The sequence below is a fragment of the Rubellimicrobium aerolatum genome (genome assembly GCF_017872975.1).
GTDB classification, from domain to species: Bacteria; Pseudomonadota; Alphaproteobacteria; order Rhodobacterales; family Rhodobacteraceae; genus Rubellimicrobium; species Rubellimicrobium aerolatum.
The window spans coordinates 93,324-113,346 of record NZ_JAGGJP010000002.1; the positions used below are offsets into that span (position 1 = coordinate 93,324).

Annotated in this window: 19 protein-coding genes; 8 read left to right on the forward strand and 11 right to left on the reverse strand. The window is 72.9% G+C overall.

The features are described 5' to 3' along the window. Positions 1-36: 36 nt before the first annotated feature. The 7 genes from J2Z33_RS02685 to J2Z33_RS02715 form a co-directional block, all read right to left on the reverse strand. Positions 37-825 (reverse strand): amino acid ABC transporter permease, encoded by a 789-nt coding sequence (locus tag J2Z33_RS02685; protein WP_209837643.1) that lies wholly within the window; start codon positions 823-825, stop codon positions 37-39. Positions 826-834: 9 nt separating this feature from the next. After that, a complete protein-coding gene (locus J2Z33_RS02690; RefSeq protein ID WP_209837645.1) occupies positions 835-1,617 on the reverse strand; it encodes a transporter substrate-binding domain-containing protein in 783 nt (260 codons plus the stop codon). Positions 1,618-1,688: 71 nt separating this feature from the next. Then, entirely contained in the window at positions 1,689-1,961 is a 273-nt protein-coding gene (locus J2Z33_RS02695) for a hypothetical protein (RefSeq protein ID WP_209837647.1), read from the reverse strand. Between the two features lie 31 nt (positions 1,962-1,992). Then, positions 1,993-3,057: a HesA/MoeB/ThiF family protein gene (locus J2Z33_RS02700; protein WP_209837649.1), complete on the reverse strand. Its 1,065-nt coding sequence runs from the start codon at positions 3,055-3,057 to the stop codon at positions 1,993-1,995. Beyond that, positions 3,054-3,536 carry a dUTP diphosphatase gene (dut, locus tag J2Z33_RS02705; RefSeq protein ID WP_342454112.1) on the reverse strand — a complete coding sequence of 161 codons (483 nt, stop codon included), beginning with the start codon at positions 3,534-3,536 and terminating at the stop codon, positions 3,054-3,056. The genes J2Z33_RS02700 and dut overlap by 4 nt, the downstream gene beginning before the upstream one ends. Beyond that, the gene (gene coaBC / locus J2Z33_RS02710; protein ID WP_209837651.1) at positions 3,533-4,732 is read right to left on the reverse strand and encodes a bifunctional phosphopantothenoylcysteine decarboxylase/phosphopantothenate--cysteine ligase CoaBC; all 1,200 of its coding nucleotides are present in this window, start codon (positions 4,730-4,732) and stop codon (positions 3,533-3,535) included. The genes dut and coaBC overlap by 4 nt, the downstream gene beginning before the upstream one ends. 117 nt (positions 4,733-4,849) lie before the next feature. Next, the gene (locus J2Z33_RS02715) at positions 4,850-5,728 is read right to left on the reverse strand and encodes an RNA polymerase factor sigma-32 (protein WP_209837653.1); all 879 of its coding nucleotides are present in this window, start codon (positions 5,726-5,728) and stop codon (positions 4,850-4,852) included. 98 nt (positions 5,729-5,826) lie between these two features. Here J2Z33_RS02715 and cobU point away from each other — a divergent pair, with 98 nt between their 5' ends. The 4 genes from cobU (at position 5,827) to J2Z33_RS02735 (ending at position 9,440) form a co-directional block, all read left to right on the forward strand. Continuing rightward, positions 5,827-6,351, forward strand: coding sequence for a bifunctional adenosylcobinamide kinase/adenosylcobinamide-phosphate guanylyltransferase (gene cobU / locus J2Z33_RS02720; protein WP_245218507.1), 525 nt, complete (start codon positions 5,827-5,829; stop codon positions 6,349-6,351). Further along, complete coding sequence (locus J2Z33_RS02725; RefSeq protein ID WP_209837657.1) at positions 6,348-6,917, forward strand: histidine phosphatase family protein; 570 nt, start codon at positions 6,348-6,350, stop codon at positions 6,915-6,917. The genes cobU and J2Z33_RS02725 overlap by 4 nt, the downstream gene beginning before the upstream one ends. 78 nt (positions 6,918-6,995) lie before the next feature. Next, positions 6,996-7,871, forward strand: coding sequence for a glutathione S-transferase (locus tag J2Z33_RS02730; RefSeq protein WP_209837659.1), 876 nt, complete (start codon positions 6,996-6,998; stop codon positions 7,869-7,871). Between the two features lie 54 nt (positions 7,872-7,925). Next, entirely contained in the window at positions 7,926-9,440 is a 1,515-nt protein-coding gene (locus tag J2Z33_RS02735; RefSeq protein WP_209837662.1) for a YifB family Mg chelatase-like AAA ATPase, read from the forward strand. 99 nt (positions 9,441-9,539) lie between these two features. Here the strand turns inward: J2Z33_RS02735 and gshB are convergent, their stop codons facing one another. From gshB to rsmI, 3 genes are all read right to left on the reverse strand, one after another. Next, a complete protein-coding gene (gene gshB, locus J2Z33_RS02740) occupies positions 9,540-10,484 on the reverse strand; it encodes a glutathione synthase (protein ID WP_209837664.1) in 945 nt (314 codons plus the stop codon). Positions 10,485-10,750: 266 nt separating this feature from the next. Next, entirely contained in the window at positions 10,751-11,110 is a 360-nt protein-coding gene (locus J2Z33_RS02745) for a YraN family protein (RefSeq protein ID WP_209838221.1), read from the reverse strand. 26 nt (positions 11,111-11,136) lie between these two features. After that, positions 11,137-11,988 (reverse strand): 16S rRNA (cytidine(1402)-2'-O)-methyltransferase, encoded by an 852-nt coding sequence (gene rsmI / locus J2Z33_RS02750; protein WP_209837666.1) that lies wholly within the window; start codon positions 11,986-11,988, stop codon positions 11,137-11,139. A gap of 95 nt (positions 11,989-12,083) precedes the next feature. Between rsmI and J2Z33_RS02755 the strand changes: the two genes are divergently transcribed. From J2Z33_RS02755 to murJ, 3 genes are read left to right on the forward strand one after another with little or no spacing between them, the layout of a single operon-like run. Then, entirely contained in the window at positions 12,084-13,265 is a 1,182-nt protein-coding gene (locus J2Z33_RS02755) for a penicillin-binding protein activator (RefSeq protein WP_209837669.1), read from the forward strand. Further along, the gene (locus J2Z33_RS02760) at positions 13,225-16,035 is read left to right on the forward strand and encodes a [protein-PII] uridylyltransferase (protein ID WP_209837671.1); all 2,811 of its coding nucleotides are present in this window, start codon (positions 13,225-13,227) and stop codon (positions 16,033-16,035) included. Before J2Z33_RS02755 ends, J2Z33_RS02760 begins: the two co-directional genes overlap by 41 nt. 15 nt (positions 16,036-16,050) lie before the next feature. Further along, on the forward strand, positions 16,051-17,592 hold the full coding sequence (murJ, locus tag J2Z33_RS02765) for a murein biosynthesis integral membrane protein MurJ (protein WP_209837673.1): 1,542 nt from the start codon (positions 16,051-16,053) through the stop codon (positions 17,590-17,592). Between the two features lie 20 nt (positions 17,593-17,612). On the opposite strand, the gene J2Z33_RS02770 is transcribed toward murJ, so the two are convergent. Beyond that, on the reverse strand, positions 17,613-18,326 hold the full coding sequence (locus J2Z33_RS02770) for a rhomboid family intramembrane serine protease (protein ID WP_342454113.1): 714 nt from the start codon (positions 18,324-18,326) through the stop codon (positions 17,613-17,615). Between the two features lie 74 nt (positions 18,327-18,400). On the opposite strand from J2Z33_RS02770, the gene trpS reads away from it, so the two are divergent. Continuing rightward, entirely contained in the window at positions 18,401-19,423 is a 1,023-nt protein-coding gene (trpS, locus tag J2Z33_RS02775) for a tryptophan--tRNA ligase (RefSeq protein ID WP_209837675.1), read from the forward strand. Positions 19,424-20,023 lie beyond the last annotated feature (600 nt).

Here is a 20,023-nt window from a genome sequence, read left to right on the forward strand (position 1 = left end):
TCGTGCGTTGCATCGGAACGCCAGGAGCCGAACGGCCTAGCCCCGCGCCCGCAACCGCTCCTCCAGCCGCCGCAGCAGGAGCGACAGCCCGATGGTCATGGTCAGGTAGATCAGCGCCACGACGTTGTAGGTCTCGAAGTAGCGGAAGTTCCCCGCCGCCGTGACCTTGCCAAGCTGCGTGACGTCCGTGACCCCCAGGACGCTCACCAGCGAGGAGTCCTTGACCATCGCCACGAAGTCGTTGCCCAGCGCCGGGAACACCGTGCGGAAGGCCTGCGGGAACGTGACCAGCCGGAACCGTTGCCAGCCGGTCAGCCCCAGCGCCATGGCCGCCTCGACCTGCCCCCGCTCGACCGAGGCGAGCCCCGCGCGGAACACCTCGGCCAGGAAGGCCGCGTAGGCCAGCGTCAGCGCGATCACCGCCCGCCACAGGAGCGAGACGTCGCGCGGCCGCAGCGGCTCCAGCCCCAGCGCCCCGGCCAGCGCGTTCCAGCCCGCGACCAGCGCCGGGGCCAGCACGAAGGCGACATACAGGAGCAGCACGACGATCGGCACCCCCCGCATGACCTCCACGTAGAGGCGCGCGGCCTGCCGCGCCGCGCGGCTGCGCGACAGCGCCATGAGCGCAAGGCCCAGCCCCAGCAGGCAGGCCGCCCCGTAGGCCACGACCGACACCATCACCGTGATCCCGATCCCCTGCGCGAGCTTGCGCAGGATGTCGGCGTAGATCGGGCTCGCCAGCACCTGCCAGAAGAGCAGGAGGCCCGCCGCGACCACCGCGACGAGCCACCAGGGGAAATCCTTCTCGGGAGGCGGGGACCCCAAGGCGGGGGCTTACCGCCCCATGGCGTAATCGACGAACCACGTCTGGTTCAGCGCGTCGAGCGTGCCGTCCGCGCGCATCGACTCGATGACGGCATTCATCGGCGCCACGAGGTCCGAACCCTTGGGGAAGATGAAGCCGAAATCCTCGGTCCCCAGCGGCTCGCCCACGATCCTGAGCCCGCCCTCGGAGGCCGCGACATAGCCCTCGGCCGCCGTCGAGTCCGACAGCACCAAGTCCACGTCTCCCGAGCGCAGCGCCTCCAGCCCCGCGCCGAAGGTCTCGAACTTGATGATGCGCGGGTTCGCCTCGTCGCCGTCGAGCACCTCGTAGACGGTGGTGTAGAAGGGCGTCGTGCCCGGCTGCGCCGCCGCCAGCAGGTCGGGATCGGCGGCAAAGCCCGCCGCGTCGGCGAAGCGTTCCTCGTCGCCCCGCACGATCATCCGCATCTGGCTGGTCATGTAGGGTTCCGAGAAATCCACGACCTCCCGGCGGTCGTCGCGGATGGTGATGCCGGTCATGCCGATGTCGTACTGCCCCTCCGCCACGGCGGGGATCATCGCGTCCCAGGAGGTGTTCTCGTAAGCGACCGTGGCGTTCAGCCGCTCCGCCGCCTCGGCCATGAAGTCGTATTCCCAGCCGACGGCGTTCCCCTCGGCGTCCACGAACTGGAGAGGCGGATAGGCGTTCTCGGTAACGACCGTGATCTCGCGCCCCCCGAGGTCGGGGAGGTCCTGCGCGAAGGCCGGCAGGGCGCCGAGGATCAGCGCGGCGGAGGCGAGAAGGCGGGTCATCTGGGGGCTCCCTGTGCGGACGTTCGCGCGGCAGGTTGGCCGCGCGCGACGCCGTTGGCAAGCCGCCCCGCTCAGCCCCCCGCGCTGCGCCGGAGGCTCTGGACGAAGAGCCGCGCGACCTCGCGCACGGCCTCGTCGTCCTTGGTGTCGTCCTGCGCGCTGTCGCCCAGATGCGCGATGCTGGTTTCCAGATGGTCGAACAGACCGGGAAACTGCCGCTCGATATATGTGAGCGTCTGGAACAGCAGGTGCTCGGTGGCGAGCTCGCGGTGGCGGGCCTCGGCGCCCGATTGCATCAGGCTGTCGCCGAGGGAGGAGCGGGGGTTCGTGGATGTGTCGGCCATGGCGGGCGAACTAGGCGGCCCGATCCGGCCTTCAAGCCCGCGGCAGGCCCCGCCCGCCGCAGACCGGGCAATCCGCCCGCGCCTCCAGCCCGATCGTGCGGGCCTCGGCATGGAGCCCATCGAACAGCAGCATCCGCCCCCGCAGCGTCTCCCCCGCCTGGGCGAGGTGCTTCACGGCCTCCAGCGCCATCAGCGAGCCCACGACTCCCGGCAGCGGCCCCGCGACCCCCGCCTCGGCGCAGGACGGCACGAGCCCCGGCGCCGGCTCCTCCGGGAAGACGCAGGCATAGCACGGCCCGCCCCGCGCCGGATCGTAGAGGCTCACCTGCCCCTCCCAGGCGGTGAGCGCCCCCGCGATCAGCGGCACCCCCGCCGCGACCGCCGCGCGGTTCACGAGGCCCCGCGTCCCGAAGCTGTCCGACCCGTCGAGCACGAGGTCATAGCCCGCCAGCAGCTCCGACGCGATGTCGGCCGTGAAGCGGCGCGAGTAGGTCCGCACCGTGATGTGCGGGTTCAGCGAGGCCGCCGAGTCCCCCGCCGACCGCGCCTTGAGGCGGCCAAGGTCGGCCTCGCCATGGATCACCTGCCGCTGGAGGTTCGACCGCTCCACCTCGTCGCCGTCGATGATGCCGAGATGCCCGACCCCTGCCGCGCCGAGATAAAGGATCGCCGGGCTCCCCAGACCCCCCGCGCCCACCACCAGCACGCGGGCGTCGCGCAAGGCGCGCTGCCCCATGCCGCCGATCTCGCGCAGGGTGATGTGGCGGGCGTAGCGCGACAGCTCCGCCTCGGACAGCGTGCCGGGCACGCGCGACGGCTCCGGCGGCGGGGCCTGCCGCCGGGTGGCCTCCACTCGCACCCGGCCCAGGACCTGCCCGTATCCCCAGGCCAACGCCACGGCGGCCACGAGCAGGAGCCACAGCCGGGGATCGCTCCCCGTCTGCTCTCGCAGAGGGTGACCCTCGCCCACGATGACATGGAGCGCCACGACCGCCGTCAAGAGAATGCCGAGCATCAGGAGCCGCGCCTGCCGAGGGGTGCCGAGGGCCCAGCCGACGACCCAGATCACCGCCGCCATCGCCCCCACCACGATCACAGGCCGCGCCCTGTCGAGCCGAACCCGCCCGCGCCGCGCGCCGTGTCGTCCAGCGTCTCCGCTACCTCGAACCCCGCCCGCACCACCGGCGCGACCACCATCTGCGCGAGCCTCTCGCCGTGACGGATCGTGATTGTATCGTTCCCTGCGTTCAGGACCAGCACCAGCACCTCGCCCCGATAATCGGCGTCGATGGTGCCGGGCGCATTGGGCAGGATCAGCCCCCGCCTCGCAAGGCTCGACCGGGCGCGGACCTGCCCCTCGAACCCCTCGGGGATCGCCATCCGCAGCCCCGTGGGCACGGCGGCCTGTCCCCCCGGCGGCAGCGTGATCCCGAGGGTCCGCGCCCCCTCCGGCAGGTTCGCCCGCAGGTCCGCCCCCGCTGCGCCCGCCGTTTGGTAGGCGGGCAGCGGCAAGGAGCGGTCCGCGCCCTCCACCCAGGCGACCCGCACCACCGGCCCGCTCACGCCCCCGGTCACGCCAGCGCCTCCGCGATCCGCGCCGCCAGCCGCGCGGCCACCGCGTCCTTGCCCATGCGCGGCCACTCCTCCTCGCCCATTGCGGTGATGAGCGTCACCGCGTTTTCCGACCCGCCCATGATCCCCGTCGCGGGCGACACGTCGTTCGCCACGATCCAGTCGCAGCCCTTCCGCAGCCGCTTGGCCCGCGCGTGCTCCAGCACCCGTTCCGTCTCCGCCGCGAAGCCCACCACGAGCCGCGGCCGCCCTGCCTGCATCCCGGCCACCGTCGCCAGGATGTCCGGGTTCGGCACCAGCACCAGCGAAGGCGGGCCACCCTCGCCCTTCTTCAGCTTCTGCCCCGAGGCTCCGTCCACCCGCCAGTCGGCCACCGCCGCCGCCATCACCGCCGCGTCGGCGGGCAGCGCGGCGCGCACGGCGTCCAGCATCTCCCCGGCCCTCTCCACCCGCACGACCTCCACCCCTTCGGGCGGCGGCACCGCAGCGGGTCCGGTCACGAACGTCACCCGCGCGCCCAGCGCCGCCAGAGCCGCGCCGATCGCCGCCCCTTGCGCGCCCGAGGAGCGGTTGGCGATGTAGCGCACCGGGTCGATGGGCTCGTGCGTCGGCCCCGAGGTCACGACCACATGCCGCCCCGCCAAGGGCCGCGCGGCGGGCCTCAGCGCTCCCTCCGCCGCCGCGACGATCTCCAGCGGCTCGGCCATCCGCCCGTAGCCGAACTCCCCGCAGGCCATCGCCCCCTGGTTCGGCCCGACGAACAGCACCCCGTCGCGCCGCAGCGCCGCGAGGTTCCGCTGCGTCGCCGGATGCTCCCACATCCGCACGTTCATCGCCGGGGCCATCAGCACCCGCTTGTCGGTGGCCAGCAGCAGCGTCGCCGCGAGGTCCGGCGCGAAGCCGTTCGCCGCCCGCGCCATCAGGTCGGCGGTCGCGGGCGCGACCACCACGAGATCGGCGGAACGCGACAGCTCGATATGCCCCATCTTCGCCTCGGCGGTCAGATCGAACAGCGTCCGATGCACCTCCTCGCCCGCCAGCGCCGAGACCGACAGCGGCGTCACGAACTCCGCCCCCGAGGCGGTCAGCACCGGAGTCACCCGCGCGCCCCGCTCCTTCAGCCGCCGGATGAGGTCCAGCGCCTTGTAGGCGGCGATCCCGCCACCGATGACGAGAAGAATGTGGCGACCCGCGAGCATGGCCGGACAATTGGCGGCCCGGCCGCCGGAGTCAACGCAAGGGCCGCACCCTCAAGGCACGGCCCTTTCTTTGACTCGAAGTATTCCGGGGGCGTGGGGGCAGAGCCCCCACCTCCGTCAGTTGAAGAAGTGCAGCACCTCCCGGCTCTGCGTCTCCAGGCACCGCCGCATCTTGCCAAAGGCCGCCGCCTCCAGTTGCCGCACCCGCTCCTTCGACAGCCCCAGCTCGTCGCCCAGCGACTCCAGCGTCCGAGGCTCGTCCCGCAGCTTGCGCTCGCGGACGATGAACCGCTCCCGGTCGTTCAGCGCCGACAGCGCCGTAAGAAGCCACTGCCGCAGCGTGTCGGTGTCGTGGTTGATCTCCACCCGCTCGGCCGCCTGGGTGGTGTCGTCCTCCAGCGCCTCGATCCACTCGCGGCCTTCCTCCTCGGCCGACTGCGTGGCGTTCAGCGAATAGTCCGACCCCGACAGCCGCCCTTCCATCATCTCCACGTCGGCCAAGGGCACGCCGACTTCCTTGGCGATCATGGCGCGCACCTGATGGGGGGCGAGCGTGATCCCCTCGGCCTGCGCCTCGCGCTCGATCCGGGCCTGCACCCGGCGCATGTTGAAGAACAGCGACTTCTGCGACGACGTGGAGCCGGTGCGGACCATCGACCAGTTCCGCATCACGTAGTCCTGGATCGACGCCTTGATCCACCAGACCGCATAGGTCGAGAATCGCACGCCCCGATCCGGGTCGAACTTGTCGGCGGCCTTCATCAGGCCAAGTGAGGCCTCCTGGATGAGGTCGTTCATCGGCGCGCCATAGCGGCGGAACTTGCCCGCCATGGAGATCGCGAGCCGCATGTAGGCGGTGATGAGCCGGTGCAACGCCCTCTCGTCGCGGTGGTCGCGCCAGGCGTAGGCCAGTCGCAGCTCCGTGTCCGCGTCGAGGAGCTCCGCCTTCATCGCCGTGCGGGAAAGGTGCTGATCCGCGTAGCCGTCCAATGCCATCGTGCCTCGGGTCCCCTGTTCCTGGCCTTCGGGGCTGTCCCCCGTCGCCCATTGCCGTTACGAGCCCAAAACGAACCCGGAACGAGGAAGTTCCCGCCTTGCCCTTGCAAAAACTCACGCTGGTCCTAGGAGGCGCGGCCTCCGGGAAGTCCGCCTTCGCCGAGGACCTGCTAGCCGCCGACACGCGCGCAAAGGCCTACATCGCCACCGCCGAGGCGTGGGATGCTGAAATGCAACGGAAAATCTCCCTGCACCGCGAAAGGCGCGGACCCGGCTGGCGAACGATAGAGGCCCCGCGCGACCTGACCAGTGCGCTCGGCGGAATATCGCCTGCGGAAACGGTGTTGCTCGACTGCGCCACATTGTGGCTGACCAACGCCATGCTGGCCGAGGCCGACCTCCCGTCCGAGGAGGCTGCGCTGCTCGCCGCGCTCGCCGCCTGCCCCGCTCCGGTGGTCGTGGTCTCCAACGAACTGGGCCTGGGCCTCGTCCCCGAGACGGCACTGGGTCGCCGCTTCCGCGAGGCGCAGGGCCGCCTCAATCAGCGTCTCGCGGCGCAGGCCGACCTCGTGGTGTTCGTCGCCGCCGGGCTCCCCCTCGTCCTCAAGGGCGCGCTGCCATGAGGCGGCTCTGGCTCCTGCGCCACGGCCCCACCGGCGCCAAGGGGATGTGCGGCTGGACCGACCTCCCCGCCGACCTGTCGGACGCGGCGGCGATCAACCGCCTGTCGCTGGCGCTTCCCTGGGTGCCGGTCGTCTCCTCCGACCTCCGCCGGGCGGCCACCACCGCCGACGCCGTGGCCGAGGACCGCCCCCGCCTCCCCCACGACCCCGCCCTGCGGGAGCTGCACTTCGGCGCCTGGGAGATGCGGACCCACGCCGAGGCCGAGGCCGAGGACCCCATCCTCGCCCGCGCCCTGTGGGAGCAGCCCGGCGAGCACGCCCCGCCCGGCGGCGAGACGTGGAACGCGCTGCGCGCCCGCGTCGAGTCCGCCCTCGACCGCCACCTCGCCCAGCACCCCGAGCTGATCGTCGTCTGCCACTTCGGCCCGATCCTCGCCGCCCTCCAGCGCGCGCGCGGCATCCCGGCCTTGGAAGCCTTCGCCCAGCGCATCGAGCCCCTGTCCCTGACCGTCCTCTCCGAATCGGACGGCGCGTGGCGCGTGGAGGCCGTCGATCATCGTCCGTGATCGCGACCCGCAGCAAACGTCGTTTCCCCCGTTCCGCCCGCCCCGCTAGTCTCCTGCTCGACAAAGGGAGACCACGCCATGACCTACGACCTCGCCATCGGCGACCGCGCCTATTCGAGCTGGTCCCTGCGCGGCTGGCTCCTCCTAGACGCCTTCGGCCTCCCCGTTCGGACCCACAGCGCCCGCCTCTACACCGACGAACTGCCGACGCTGCTCAAGGACTTCGCCCCCGCCCGCACCGTCCCCGCCCTGCGCCTCCCCGACGGCACCGTGGTCCTCGAAAGCCTAGCCATCGCCGAGGAGCTGGCCTCCCGCCACCCCGATGCCGGCCACTGGCCCGCCGATTCCCGCGCCCGCGCCGTGGCCCGCTCCCTCGCCGCCGAGATGCACGCCGGCTTCCACGCCCTGCGGTCGCAATGCCCCATGAACATCCGCGTCTCCTACGAGACGACCCCGGTGGACGACGCCCTGCGCGCCGACCTCGACCGCCTCGAAACCCTCTGGTCCTGGGCTCGCGAGACGACCGGCTCCCCCGGCCCCTGGCTGTGCGGCCCCTACTCCGCCGCCGACGCCTTCTTTGCGCCCGTCGCGACCCGCATCGCGACCTACGCCCTGCCCGTATCGCCGTCGGCGCAGGCCACCGTCGCCGCCCACCTGTCGCACCCGTCCTTCCGCCGCTGGCGAGCCATGGCCCTCGTGGACGGCCCCGACCAGGAGTTCTACCGCCGCGACCACCCTCGCCGCCCCTGGCCCGGCCCCGCTCCCCTGCCTGCCCGCGCCGTCGAGGCCGGCACGCCCGAGAACGCCGCCTGCCCCTACTCCGGCCAGCCCGTCACCCACCTCCTCGAATCCGAGGGCCGGACAATCGGCTTCTGCAACGCCCTCTGCCGCGACAAGACCGTGGCCGACCCGCTGGCCTGGCCCGCCTTCGCGGCGCTATGGGCGGCGCGTTAACCCTTCCCTAACCCTCCTCGGCCATCCTCCCCTCGGGAACAGGGGAACAACAGCATGGTCGCGCTGGCCTACACGGTCGCCTTCGAGGGGGTGGAGGCCCGCCTGGTCGAGGTGCAATGCGCCGTGGCGCCGGGGATACCCGCCTTCGCCATCGTCGGCCTCCCCGACAAGGCGGTGTCCGAGGCGCGCGAACGGGTCCGCGCCGCCCTCACGGAAATGGCCATCGCGCTGCCCGCCAAGCGCATCACCGTCAACCTCTCCCCCGCCGACCTGCCCAAGGAGGGGTCTCACTTCGACCTCCCCATCGCGCTGGCCCTCCTCGCCGCCATCGGCATCCTCCCGCCCGAGGACGTGGCTCGCACGGTCGCCCTGGGGGAGCTCTCGCTCGGCGGCCAGCTCGTCCCCGTCCTCGGCGCGCTTCCCGCCGCCCTCGCCGCGGCCGAGGCCGGGCGCACCCTCCTCTGCCCCCGCGCCTCGGGCGCGGAGGCCGCCTGGGTCGGCGCGACCGAGGTCATCGGCGCGGGGTCCCTGGCCGAGGTCGTGCGCCACTATTCGGGCGATTCCCCCCTCGCCCCCGCCCAGCCCGGCGAGGTGCTGCCCCCGCCCTTCGGCCGCGACCTGCGCGACGTGAAGGGCCAGGAGCGCGCGAAGCGCGCGCTGGAGATCGCCGCCGCCGGCCGCCACCACCTCCTCCTCGTGGGGCCGCCCGGCTCCGGCAAGTCGATGCTCGCCGCCCGCCTCCCCGGCCTCCTGCCGCCGCTGACCCCGCCCGAGGCGCTGGAGACCTCGATGATCCACTCCCTCGCGGGCCTGCTGACCGAGGGCGGGATCAGCCGCGCCCGCCCCTTCCGCGAGCCGCACCACACCGCCTCCATGGCCGCGATCATCGGCGGCGGGCGCGGCGCGAAACCGGGCGAGGTCAGCCTCGCCCACAACGGCGTCCTTTTCCTCGACGAGTTCCCCGAGTTTCCCCGCACCGTCCTCGAAACCCTCCGCCAGCCCGTCGAATCGGGCGAGGTCGTGGTCGCCCGCGCCAACGCCCATGTCTGCTACCCTTGCCGCTTCCTGCTGGTCGCCGCCGCCAACCCCTGCCGCTGCGGGCACCTTGCGGACGCCGCCCGCGCCTGCGCCAAGGCCCCCGCCTGCGGGGACGACTACATGGGCCGCATCTCCGGCCCGCTCCTCGACCGCTTCGACCTTCGGGTGGAGGTGCCCCCCGTCGCCTTCCAGGACCTCGACCTGCCGCCCTCCGGCGACTCCTCGGCCGATGTCGCCGCCCGCATCGCCCAGGCCCGCGCCGCCCAGTCCCGCCGCTACGCCGGCCACGAGACCGCCCGCCTCAACGCCGACGCCGAGGGCCGCCTGCTGGAGGAGATCGCCGAGCCCTGCGCCGAGGGCCGCGACCTCCTGTCCAAGGTCGCCGCCCGCATCGGCCTGTCCGCACGCGGCTACCACCGCGTCCTGCGGGTCGCCCGCACCCTCGCCGACCTCGACGCCTCCGCCCGCGTCCGCCGCCCCCACATGGCCGAGGCCGTCAGCTACCGCCTCGCCCTCTCCAAGGAGGTCTGACGCCCCCGACGCTCCTTGGGGTGCGCTTCAGCGAACCCCATTACGCCCCATCCACTCCGGGTCCCGTCGCAGGCCGGGCCGCCCGCCCGCCCGCGCGCCTCAACCCGCCCGCTTCCGCTCGATCGCCTCCCAGATCAGCCCGGCGGCGTTCGTCCCGTCGAACCGCTCCAACTCCTGGATGCCCGTGGGCGAGGTGACGTTGATCTCCGTCAGCCAGTCCCCGATCACGTCGATGCCCACGAAGACCAGCCCCTTCTCGCGCAGCGTGGGCCCGATCCGCTCGCAGATCTCCCGGTCCCGCGCCGTGATCTCCACCTTCTCCGGCCGCCCCCCCACGTGCATGTTCGACCGCGTCTCGCCCTGCGCCGGCACGCGGTTGATCGCCCCCACGCACTCCCCGTCCACAAGGATCACCCGCTTGTCGCCTTTCGTCACCTCCGGCAGATACTTCTGCACGATCAGGGGCTCGCGCGAGAAGCCGGTGAACAGCTCGAACAGCGACGCGAGGTTGCCGTCGTCCATCCCGAGCTTGAACACCCCCGCGCCGCCGTTGCCATACAGCGGCTTCAGGATGATGTCCCCGTGCCGCGCGCGGAACTCCCGCAGAGTCCGCAGGTCCCGCGCGATGGCCGTCGGCGGCGTCAGGTCCGGGAAGCGCAGCACCAGCAGCTTCTCCGGCGAGTTCCGCACCCAGGCCGGGTCGTTCACCACCAGCGTGCGCGGATGGATCATGTCCAGCAGGTGCGTCAGCGTGATGTAATGCATGTCGAAGGGCGGGTCCTGCCGGAGCCACACCACGTCGAAGTCCGCCAGATCGACCTCCGCCTCCGCGCCCAGGGTGAAGTGGTCCCCCTTCACCCGCCGGACCTCCACCGGCCAGCCCCGCGCCATCACCCGTCCCTCCTGATAGGAGAGACGGTCGGGCGTGTAGTAGAACAGCGAATGCCCCCGCGCCTGCGCCTCCAGCATCAGGCGGAAGGTGGAGTCGGCGTCGATGCTGACCGCCCCGATCGGGTCCATCTGGAAAGCGACCCTCAAGCCCATGCGACCCTCCGTTGGCTTATGGCTCCCGCTTCATGGCGCAGGCGCGCGCGGCAAGGCAAGGTCCGGCGGGACAAGCGCGAGGACGCCGGCCGACATGGCACGGGCCGAGAGCACGCCCCGCGTCCGCGCTCGCCCAGGGGCGCGAGGGCCCGGGCCGCCCCGATCGGGTCCGCCGGGACCACGACCCTCAAGGGGATGCGGGGCTCCCTCGGGTGGCAGTTCCCGATTCCCGGCGCGGTCGTTCCGCGATGACGGGCAGGCGCCGCTCAGAAATCCTCCCCGAAGGCGTTCGGGATCACCACGACCCGCCCCATCCCGTCCACAAGCGCGAGGTCGAAGCGCAGCTCCGTCAGCGCCCCCCGCGGCTCCCCCGCGCAGAAGGCCGCCGCCGCCGCGCAGAGCCGGTCCATCTGCCGCCGCCCGAGCCGCCGCGCGGCCTCGTCCAGCCGCGTGGCCCTCTTGACCTCCACGACCACCACCCGCTCCCCCTCGCGGGCGATCAGGTCCACCTCGCCCCACGGGCTCCGCCAGCGACGCGCCGCGACCACGGCCCCTTGCTCCTCGTAATGCCGCGCCACCGACTCCTCCGCCGCCGCGCCCGCGCGCCAGGCGTCGCCGCCCCGCAGCCGTCGCCCCTCGCGCGGGTCGGCGGTCATTCGTCCTTCATCCCCAGCGCGAGCTGGTAGACCCGCTGCCGGGGCAGCCCCAGCGCGCCCGCCACCGCCGTCGCCGCGTCCTTCATCCGCATCGTCCCCATCGCCTCCGCCAGCCGCGCGCGGATGTCCGCCTCCGTCACCTCGCGCGGGGCCCCCCGGCCCACGACCACCACGACCTCGCCCCGCACCTCGTCGCCCAGGCCCTCCAGAAGCGCCCGCAGGGTGCCCCGCCGCACCTCCTCGAATCGCTTGGTCAGCTCGCGGCACACCGCCGCCTCCCTGTCCCCCAACACTGCCACGAGATCCGTTAAGAGCGCGTGAACGCGCTTGGGCGATTCATACAGCACCAGCGTCGCGGGCACGGCCCCCAGCTCGGCGATGGCCACCCGCCGCGCGGCCTCCGTGGTCGGCAGGAAGCCCGCGAACAGGAACCGGTCCGCCGGCAGCCCCGCCACCGCCAGCGCCGCCAGCACAGCCGAGGCTCCCGGCGCGGCCACCACCGGCAGCCCCCGCGCGATGGCGGCGCGGGCCAGCGTGAAGCCGGGGTCCGACACCAGCGGCGTCCCCGCCTCGGACACGTAGACCACCGAGGCCCCGCCCGCGACCGCCTCCACGAGCCCCGCGACGACCCCCTCGCCGGAATGGTCGTGGCAGGCCACCACCCGCCGCCCGTTCAGCGGCACCCCGTGGATCTCCATGAGCTTGCGCGCCGACCGCGTGTCCTCGGCCGCGATCACGTCGGCGTCGCGCAGCAGGTCCAGCGCCCGCAGCGTGATGTCCCGCGCCGCGCCGATGGGCGTCGCGGCCAGATAGACACCCGGCGAAAGTCGCCCGCGATCCTCGTTCATGTCTGGACCCCCCTGACCCCGCGCCTATGATGCAGCCCGGCGCGGGCCCGCATCGGCCGCCCCGTCCAGGCCAACGACCCAGGGGAGTGTTCCGCATGTTCGCAAGGGTTTCCAGCCGCCGCAAGGTGCTCGGCCAAATCGCGGGGCTCGGCGCGCTCGCGCTGTCGGCCTGCGCCCCCGTCGCCGTGACCACGCCGCTCACCGACGCCCCCGCGCTCGAGACCGGGGCGCCCGTCCCCGTGGCGCTCCTGGTCCCGGCGGGCTCGCCGGTCGAATCGGACAACTTCGTCGCCCGCAACCTCGAGAACGCGGCCCGCCTCGCCATCGGCGACCTCGATGGCGTCGAGGTGGACCTGCGCGTCTACGCCACCGCCGGCGACCCGCAGCAGGCGGCGGCCGTCGCCCGCACCGCCGTCGAGGAGGGCGCGGCCATCATCCTCGGGCCGCTCCGGGCCGAGGAGGCCAACGCCGTCGGCGTCGCCACCGCCGCCAGCGGCGTCAACGTGCTCGCCTTCTCGAACAACCCGACCATCGCGGGCGGCAACGTCTTCGTCCTGGGGCCGACCTTCGGCAACACCGCCGACCGGCTGATCCGCTACGGCCGGGGCATCGGCCTCGACCGCTACCTGATCGCACATGGCAGCGACCTCGGCGGCAACCTGGGGCGCGACGCCATCCAGGCCGCCGCTGCCGCCAGCGGCGCGACGATCACCGGCGTCCAGTCCTATCCCCTGTCCCAGCAGGGCATCCAGGCCGCCGCCCCCGGCATCGCCACCGCCGCCACGACCTCGGGCGCGCAGGCGATCTTCACCACCGCCGATTCCACGCTCGACCTGCCCTTCCTCGCCTCGGCGCTGCGCGACGGCGGGCTGCCCGCCGGCACCGTGCGGCTCGTGGGCCTCACCCGCTGGGACGTCACGCCCGAGATCCTGACCCAGCCCGGCCTCCAGGACGGCATCTTCGCCATCCCCGACGCCTCCATGACCCGCGCCTTCGAGACCCGCTACGAGGCCGCCTACGGCGCGACCCCCCTCCCCGTCGCCGCGCTCGCCTACGACGGCATCGCCGCCATCGGCGCGCTGGCCCAACGGGGCGGCGCGCAGGCGCTCTCGCGCGCCTCGCTCACCCAGGGGCAGGGCTTCCAGGGCACGGCGGGCATCTTCCGCCTGCTCCCCGACGGGACCAACCAGCGCGGGCTCGCGGTGGCGACGGTCCGCAACAACCAGGTGGTGATCCTTGACCCCGCTCCCCGCAGCTTCGCCGGCGCCGGCTCCTGACCTCGCGGCCTTCGCCGCGTCCGCCCCGGACGCCCCGCTCTGCCCGGAGCCGTCGATCTGGGACGGCGCCCGCATCGACCCGGCCCTCGCCGCCGCCCTGGCCCAGCCCGACCCCCGCGCCGCGCGGGCCGACTCCGTCCGCCTCCTGGCCGAGGCCCGCGCGCAAGGCATGGCCGCCATCGCCGAGGGCTTCGCCGCCCGCCCCTTCGCGGGGCGCGAGGCCACGCGCGCCATCGCCTGGCTCACCGACCGGCTGATCCTGTCGGCCACCCGCGTCGCCCGCGCGCTGTTCCCGCTCGCCCCCGGCGACGACCGCCTCGCCCTCCTGGCCGTGGGCGGCTACGGGCGCGGCGAGATGGCCCCCCAGTCCGACGTGGACCTGATGGTCCTGCTGCCCGGCGCGCTTTCGCCGGCGCAGAAGGCCCAGGTCGAGGGGCTGCTCTACCTCCTCTGGGACCTCAAGCTGAAAGTCGGCCACGCCACCCGCTCCATCAAGGAGGCGCTGACGCTCGCCCGGGGCGACATGACCATCCGCACCAGCCTGCTGGAGGTCAGCCACCTCGCGGGCGACGAGAGCCTCGCCGCGACGCTCCGCGAGCGCTTCTGGCGCGAGCTGGTGCGCGGCTCCGCCACCGAGTTCCTGGAGGCCAAGCTCGCCGAGCGCGCGGCCCGCCACCAGAAGCAGGGCGGCCAGCGCTACGTGGTCGAGCCCAACGTCAAGGAGGGGAAGGGCGGCCTGCGCGACCTCCATTCGCTCTTCTGGATCGGCAAATACGTCAACGGCGTGGAGACCACCGACGAGCTGGTCGCCATGGGCGTCTTCACCCCGGAGGAGTTCGCCACCTTCCGCCGCGCCGAGTCCTTCCTCTGGGCCGTGCGCTGCCACCTGCACCTCATCACCGGGCGGCCCGTGGACCAGCTCACCTTCGACCTCCAGGTCGAGGTCGCCCGCCGCATGGGCTACGAGGGCGGCGACGGCCGCCGCGCGGTGGAACGCTTCATGCAGGACTACTTCCGCCACGCCAACCGCGTGGGCGAGCTCACGCGCATCTTCCTCACCGCGCTGGAGGCGATCCACGTCAAGCCCGAGCCGCGCCTCATGCGGCTCTTCTCGCGCACGCCCCGCGCCCGCCCGCCCTACGCCTTCAAGCAGAACCGCCTTGCCGTCGCCGACGACGCCAACTTCCTCGCCGATCCGCTGAACCTCCTGCGGATCTTCGAGGAGGCGCTGCGGACGGGCACGCTCCTCCATCCCGACGCCATGCGGCTGGTGGCGTCGAACCTGCACCTGATCGACGACCGCCTGCGGCACGACCCGCGCGCCAACGCCATCTTCCTCGACCTGCTGCTCAAGCACGGCAACCCGGAACGCGCCCTGCGCCGCATGAACGAGCTGGGCGCGCTGGCCGCCTTCCTGCCCGAGTTCGAGCCCATCGTAGCGATGATGCAGTTCAACATGTATCACCACTTCACGGTGGACGAGCACATCATCCAGTGCATCAGCCACCTCGCCCGCATCGAGAAGGGCGAGCTGGTCGAGGAGCTTCCCGTCGCCTCCGGCATCCTCAAGGCCGGGGTGAACCGCCGGGTGCTCTACGTGGCGCTGCTGCTGCACGACATCGGCAAGGGCCGGGCGGGCGACCATTCCGTCATCGGCGCCGAGATCGCCTCGCGCGTGGCCCCCCGCCTCGGGCTGACCCCGCGCGAGACCGAGACCGTGGTCTGGCTGGTCCGCAACCACCTGCTGATGTCCGACGTGGCGCAGAAGCGCGACATCAGCGAGCCGCGCACCGTGCGCGACTTCGCGGCCAAGCTCGGCGGCAAGGAGCGTCTGGACCTCCTCACCGTGCTCACCGTCTGCGACATCCGGGGCGTGGGCCCCGGGACGTGGAACAACTGGAAGGCCATGCTGCTCCGCGCGCTCTACAACGCCGCGGCCGAGGCCCTCCTCGCCCAGGCCGCCGAGAGCCCGGCCGAGCTCGCCCGCTCCCCGCGCGAGGAGGAGGCCCGCCGCGCCCTCGCCCAGGCCCTCCCCGGCTGGAGCCCCGCCGAGATCGAGGCCGAGTCGCAGCGCCATTACGGCCCCTACTGGCTGGGCCTCCCGACCGACCTTCATGTGGTCTTCGCCCATCTCCTGCGCGGCATCCAGGACGACGAGCTCCGCATCGACATCAAGCCCGACGAAGGCCGCGCCGCGACCCGCGTGGCGATGGCGATGGTGGACCACCCCGGCCTGTTCTCGCGCATGACGGGGGCGCTGGCGCTGGTCGGCGCCAACATCCGCGACGCGCGGACCTACACCTCCAAGGACGGCTACGCGACCGCGATCTTCTGGATCCAGGACGCCGAGGAGAAGCCCTTCGAGGAAAGCCGCCTCCCCCGCCTGCGCCAGATGATCGCCCGCACCCTCCGGGGCGAGGTCGTCGCGCGCGAGGCGCTGCGCGACCGCGACCGCCTCAAGAAGCGCGAGGCCGCCTTCGAGCGCCCGACCCGCATCGCCTTCGACAACCTGGGCTCCGACATCTACACGCTGATCGAGGTGGACACCCGCGACCGCCCCGGCCTGCTCTACGACCTGACGCGGACGCTGGCGGCGAACAACGTCTACATTGCCTCCGCCGTCGTCGCGACCTATGGGGAGCAGGCCGTGGATACCTTCTACGTGAAGGACATGTTCGGCCTGAAGTTCCATTCCGAGAGCCGCCAGCGCGCCCTGGAACGCAAGCTGCGCGAGGCGATCGAGCAGGGGGCCGCGCGCGCCCGCGAATAAGGGGGTCCGACCCGCATGGCCGCACCGATCCGCCTCGTCCGGGGCGTCCTCACCGTGGGGTCGTGGACGCTCCTGTCCCGCGTGGCGGGCTTCGCGCGCGACGTGATGATGGCCGCCTATCTCGGCGCGGGCCCGGTGGCCGAGGCCTTCCTGGTGGCCTTCTCCCTCCCCAACATGTTCCGCCGCTTCTTCGCCGAAGGGGCCTTCAACATGGCCTTCGTCCCCCTTTACGCCAAGAAGCTGGAAGGCGGCGAGGACGCGGCAGGCTTCGCCCGCGACGCCTTCAACGGGCTCCTGTCGGTCCTGATCCTGTTCTCCGTCCTCGGCACGCTCCTCATGCCCTGGCTCGTCTGGGCCATGGCGGCGGGCTTCGCGGGCGACGAACGGTTCCCCCTCGCCGTCCTCTACGGCCGGATCGGCTTCTGCTACATCCTGTTCATCTCCCTCGTGGCGCTCCTGTCCGGCATCCTCAACGCCTTCGGCAGCTTCACCGAGGCGAGCATGGTGCCCGTCCTGATGAACCTCCTGTTCATCGCCGCCATGCTGCTGGGCGACGCGCTGGGCTGGGACATGGGCCTGACGCTCGCCTGGACCGTCCCCGTCACCGGCATCGCGCAACTGGCCTTCACCTGGGCCGCCGCGCGCCGGATGGGCCTCGCCCCCCGGCTCGCCCGACCGTGCCTGACGCCCGACCTGCGCCGCCTCGCCCGCATCGCCGGCCCTGCCATGCTCGCGGGCGGCGTCGTGCAGGTGAACCTCCTCGTCGGCCGGCAGGTTGCCAGCTTCTTCGACGGCGCGGTGGCCTGGCTGTCCTACGCCGACCGCCTCTACCAGCTCCCGCTCGGAGTCGTCGGCATCGCCATCGGCACCGTGCTCCTGCCCGACCTGTCCCGCCGCCTGCGCGCGGGCGACGACCAGGGCGGCCGCCACGCCTTCAACCGCGCCGCCGAGATCAGCCTCACCCTCACCATCCCCGCCGCCGTGGCGCTGGTGGTGATCGCCCACCCCCTCATCTCCGTCCTCTTCGAGCGCGGCGCCTTCGACCGCGCCGACACGGTCGCCACCGCCTTGACCCTCGCCGTCTACGGCGCGGGCCTGCCGGCCTTCGTCCTCCACAAGGTCCTGCAACCGCTGTTCTACGCCCGCGAGGACACCCGCCGTCCGTTCCAGTATGCCGTCTGGGCCATGGTGGTGAACGCCGCCGTCGCCGTGGGCCTCGCCCCCTTCATCGGATTCCTCGCCGCCGCGCTCGGCACCACCGTCGCCGGCTGGACGATGGTGTGGCAGCTCTGGCGCGGCGCCCGCTCCATGGGCGACGCGAGCCGCCTCGACGACCGCCTCCGCGCGCGCCTGCCCCGCATCGTCGTCGCCTCGGCGCTCATGGGGGTCATCCTTTGGGGGGCGGCCCGGCTCCTCGACGGCGCGCTCCATGCGCCCTCGTGGCGCTACCTCGCCCTCGCGGGCCTTTGCGCCCTCGGGATCGCCACCTACTTCGCCGCCGCCGCCGCGCTCGGCGCGCTCCGCCCCTCGGACCTGCGCGCCGCGCTCCGCCGCTAGCGCCCGCGCCTCAGCGCACCTTACCGGGCGCGGAGCCGCGCCCGCAGCGCCGCGAGGCCTCCCGGCGCGGCCACCGTCGCCGCCGCCCCGCCCGCGACGAAGCCCGCCACGTCCGCCACCCATTGCGGGTTCGCCCCGAACAGCGCCCCGAACACGAGCTGCACCGCCAGCAGCCCCCCGATCAGCCGGAACGCCCGCAGCCGCCGCTCTCCCGCCCGGCCCAGCTTCAGCCACGTGAGATAGGTGAAGGCCCCGATCAGCCCATAGACCCCCGGATAGCAGCCGAACAGCGGCTGCCCCCCGTCCAGCACGAGCCCAAAACCCGCCGCGCCTCCCACCGTCGCCGCGACGAAGACCACCAGCGTCGCCACCTGCCCCATCCCCTCGGCCACGAACTTGCCGAGCGCGAGCAGCAGCGCCCCCGCGAACAGCGCGTGCGTCACGCTCCCGTGCACGAAGGCGTAGCTCAGGAACCGCAGCAGCAGCCCCGGGTCGCGCCGCCCGCCCCAGGCGATGTAGTCGAGCACCGCCGGCGCGAAGGCGAAGCGGTCGAGCATCGCGATCCGCCACCCCACCGCGCCGGGACCGCCCACCAGCCCCGTCCCCCCGAGCGACAGCGCCACCTCCACCCCCATGACGACGAGGAACAGCGCCAGCACGGCAGGCGGCAGCGGGTTGACGGGCTGCTCGCCCGGCACCGGCTCCGGCAGGGGCTTCTGGAAGGATCGGGCCACGGGCGGTCTCCTTGACGCTGACCAGCCCCCCCGATAAGCCAACCCGACCCCCAAGGCCAGCGGACCCTTCCCCCATGCGTGACGCCCGTTTCACCCCCCGCGTCTTCTCGGGCATCAAGCCCTCGGGCGGGCTCACGCTCGGCAACTACCTGGGCGCCATCAAGCGCTTCGTGCAGACCCAGGACGCAGCCACCCACGAGACGATCTACTGCGTGGCCGACCTGCACGCGATCACCGTCTGGCAGGACCCCAAGGAGCTGCACGCCGCCACCCGCGAGGTTGCGGCCGCCTTCCTCGCCTCGGGCATCGACCCCGAACGCTCGGTCCTCTTCAACCAGTCCCAGGTCTCCCAGCACGCCGAGCTGGCGTGGATCTTCAACTGCGTCACCCGGCTCGGCTGGATGAACCGCATGACGCAGTTCAAGGAGAAGGCGGGCAAGAACGCCGAGGCGCAGTCGCTCGGCCTCTACGCCTATCCCTCGCTGATGGCCGCCGACATCCTGCTCTACCACGCGACCCACGTCCCGGTGGGCGAGGACCAGAAGCAGCACGTGGAGCTCACGCGCGACATCGCCGCGAAGTTCAACCACGATTACAAGGTGGACCTCTTCCCCCTGCCCGAGCCGGTGATCGAAGGCCCCGCCATGCGGGTGATGAACCTGCGCGACGGCACGAGGAAGATGTCCAAGTCCGGCGAATCGGACATGGAGCGGATCAACCTCACGGACGACGCCGACACCATCCTCCGCAAGTTCCAGAAGGCCCGCACCGACCCCGCGCCGCTCCCCGAGACGGTGGAGGGCCTCCAGGGCCGCCCCGAGGCCAGGAACCTCGTGGAGATCTACGCGGCCCTCGCCGGGATCGCGCCCGCCGAGGTGCTGGCCCGCCACCCCGGCGCCGGCTGGGGCACCTTCAAGCCCGCCTTGGCCGAACTCGCGGTCGAGACCCTCTCCCCCGTCTCGCGCGAGATGGCCCGCCTGATGGCCGACCCCGCCGAGATCGACCGCCTCCTCGCCCGCGGCGCCGAGCGCGCCCGCGCCATCGCCGCCCCGGTCCTGTCCCGCACCTACGAGGTCGTGGGCCTGCTCCGGGGCTGACGCGGCGTCCCGGCGTCCGCCGTCGCCGGGGGGCTTTGCCCCCCGCGCGTTCCGCGCTCCCCCCAGGATACTTGGAGCCAAAGAAGGGCCATAGCCCGCGCGCGCCACCCAGCCCTCCGCAGGATGGGGTTCCGCCCCACCCTGCGACCGCGAGGCCGGGCTGTCGTCGGGTGCGCTTCAGCGCACCATGTGCCGCGCCCACCGGTTCGCGCTCGCGCCCAAGGGTGTTGCGCGAAGTGCCCGCCGAGCGCTCGTTGCTGACACTCCGGGTTAACACTCTCCTGCGATTCTCCTCCTCGCACGACCACACGCAGCGGCCCCCCGCCGCACGGCCCGGCGCCTCTCGCAGGGGCGACGCGCCGGCACCGACGGCGGGGGACGGAAAGGAGAGACGAGACACGAGGAGCGAGCCGCCCCTGACACGCGCGGCGCAGAGACACGCGATGGGCCAGCAGCGGCCATATACCCGGCCAGGGAGGCCGAGGCGCCCCAGGGGCGCCCTCCCTCGATGCCCTTGGACCCAGCCCGCTGGATGCAGCGGACCGGCCCCCCGTCCGCGCGCCCCGTCCGCGCGGCCCAGGGCAACCGGAGGCCTCGCGG

What these genes read in the sequence shown, in the direction of transcription:
- J2Z33_RS02690 (WP_209837645.1), bottom strand. Translation starts at nt 1,617, where the DNA reads ATGACCCGCCTTCTCGCCTCCGCCGCGCTGATCCTCGGCGCCCTGCCG.
- coaBC (WP_209837651.1), bottom strand. Translation starts at nt 4,732, where the DNA reads ATGCTCGCGGGTCGCCACATTCTTCTCGTCATCGGTGGCGGGATCGCC.
- J2Z33_RS02695 (WP_209837647.1), bottom strand. Translation starts at nt 1,961, where the DNA reads ATGGCCGACACATCCACGAACCCCCGCTCCTCCCTCGGCGACAGCCTG.
- J2Z33_RS02730 (WP_209837659.1), top strand. Translation starts at nt 6,996, where the DNA reads ATGACCTACGACCTCGCCATCGGCGACCGCGCCTATTCGAGCTGGTCC.
- rsmI (WP_209837666.1), bottom strand. Translation starts at nt 11,988, where the DNA reads ATGAACGAGGATCGCGGGCGACTTTCGCCGGGTGTCTATCTGGCCGCG.
- J2Z33_RS02735 (WP_209837662.1), top strand. Translation starts at nt 7,926, where the DNA reads ATGGTCGCGCTGGCCTACACGGTCGCCTTCGAGGGGGTGGAGGCCCGC.
- murJ (WP_209837673.1), top strand. Translation starts at nt 16,051, where the DNA reads ATGGCCGCACCGATCCGCCTCGTCCGGGGCGTCCTCACCGTGGGGTCG.
- J2Z33_RS02725 (WP_209837657.1), top strand. Translation starts at nt 6,348, where the DNA reads ATGAGGCGGCTCTGGCTCCTGCGCCACGGCCCCACCGGCGCCAAGGGG.
- J2Z33_RS02715 (WP_209837653.1), bottom strand. Translation starts at nt 5,728, where the DNA reads ATGGCATTGGACGGCTACGCGGATCAGCACCTTTCCCGCACGGCGATG.
- trpS (WP_209837675.1), top strand. Translation starts at nt 18,401, where the DNA reads ATGCGTGACGCCCGTTTCACCCCCCGCGTCTTCTCGGGCATCAAGCCC.
- J2Z33_RS02755 (WP_209837669.1), top strand. Translation starts at nt 12,084, where the DNA reads ATGTTCGCAAGGGTTTCCAGCCGCCGCAAGGTGCTCGGCCAAATCGCG.
- gshB (WP_209837664.1), bottom strand. Translation starts at nt 10,484, where the DNA reads ATGGGCTTGAGGGTCGCTTTCCAGATGGACCCGATCGGGGCGGTCAGC.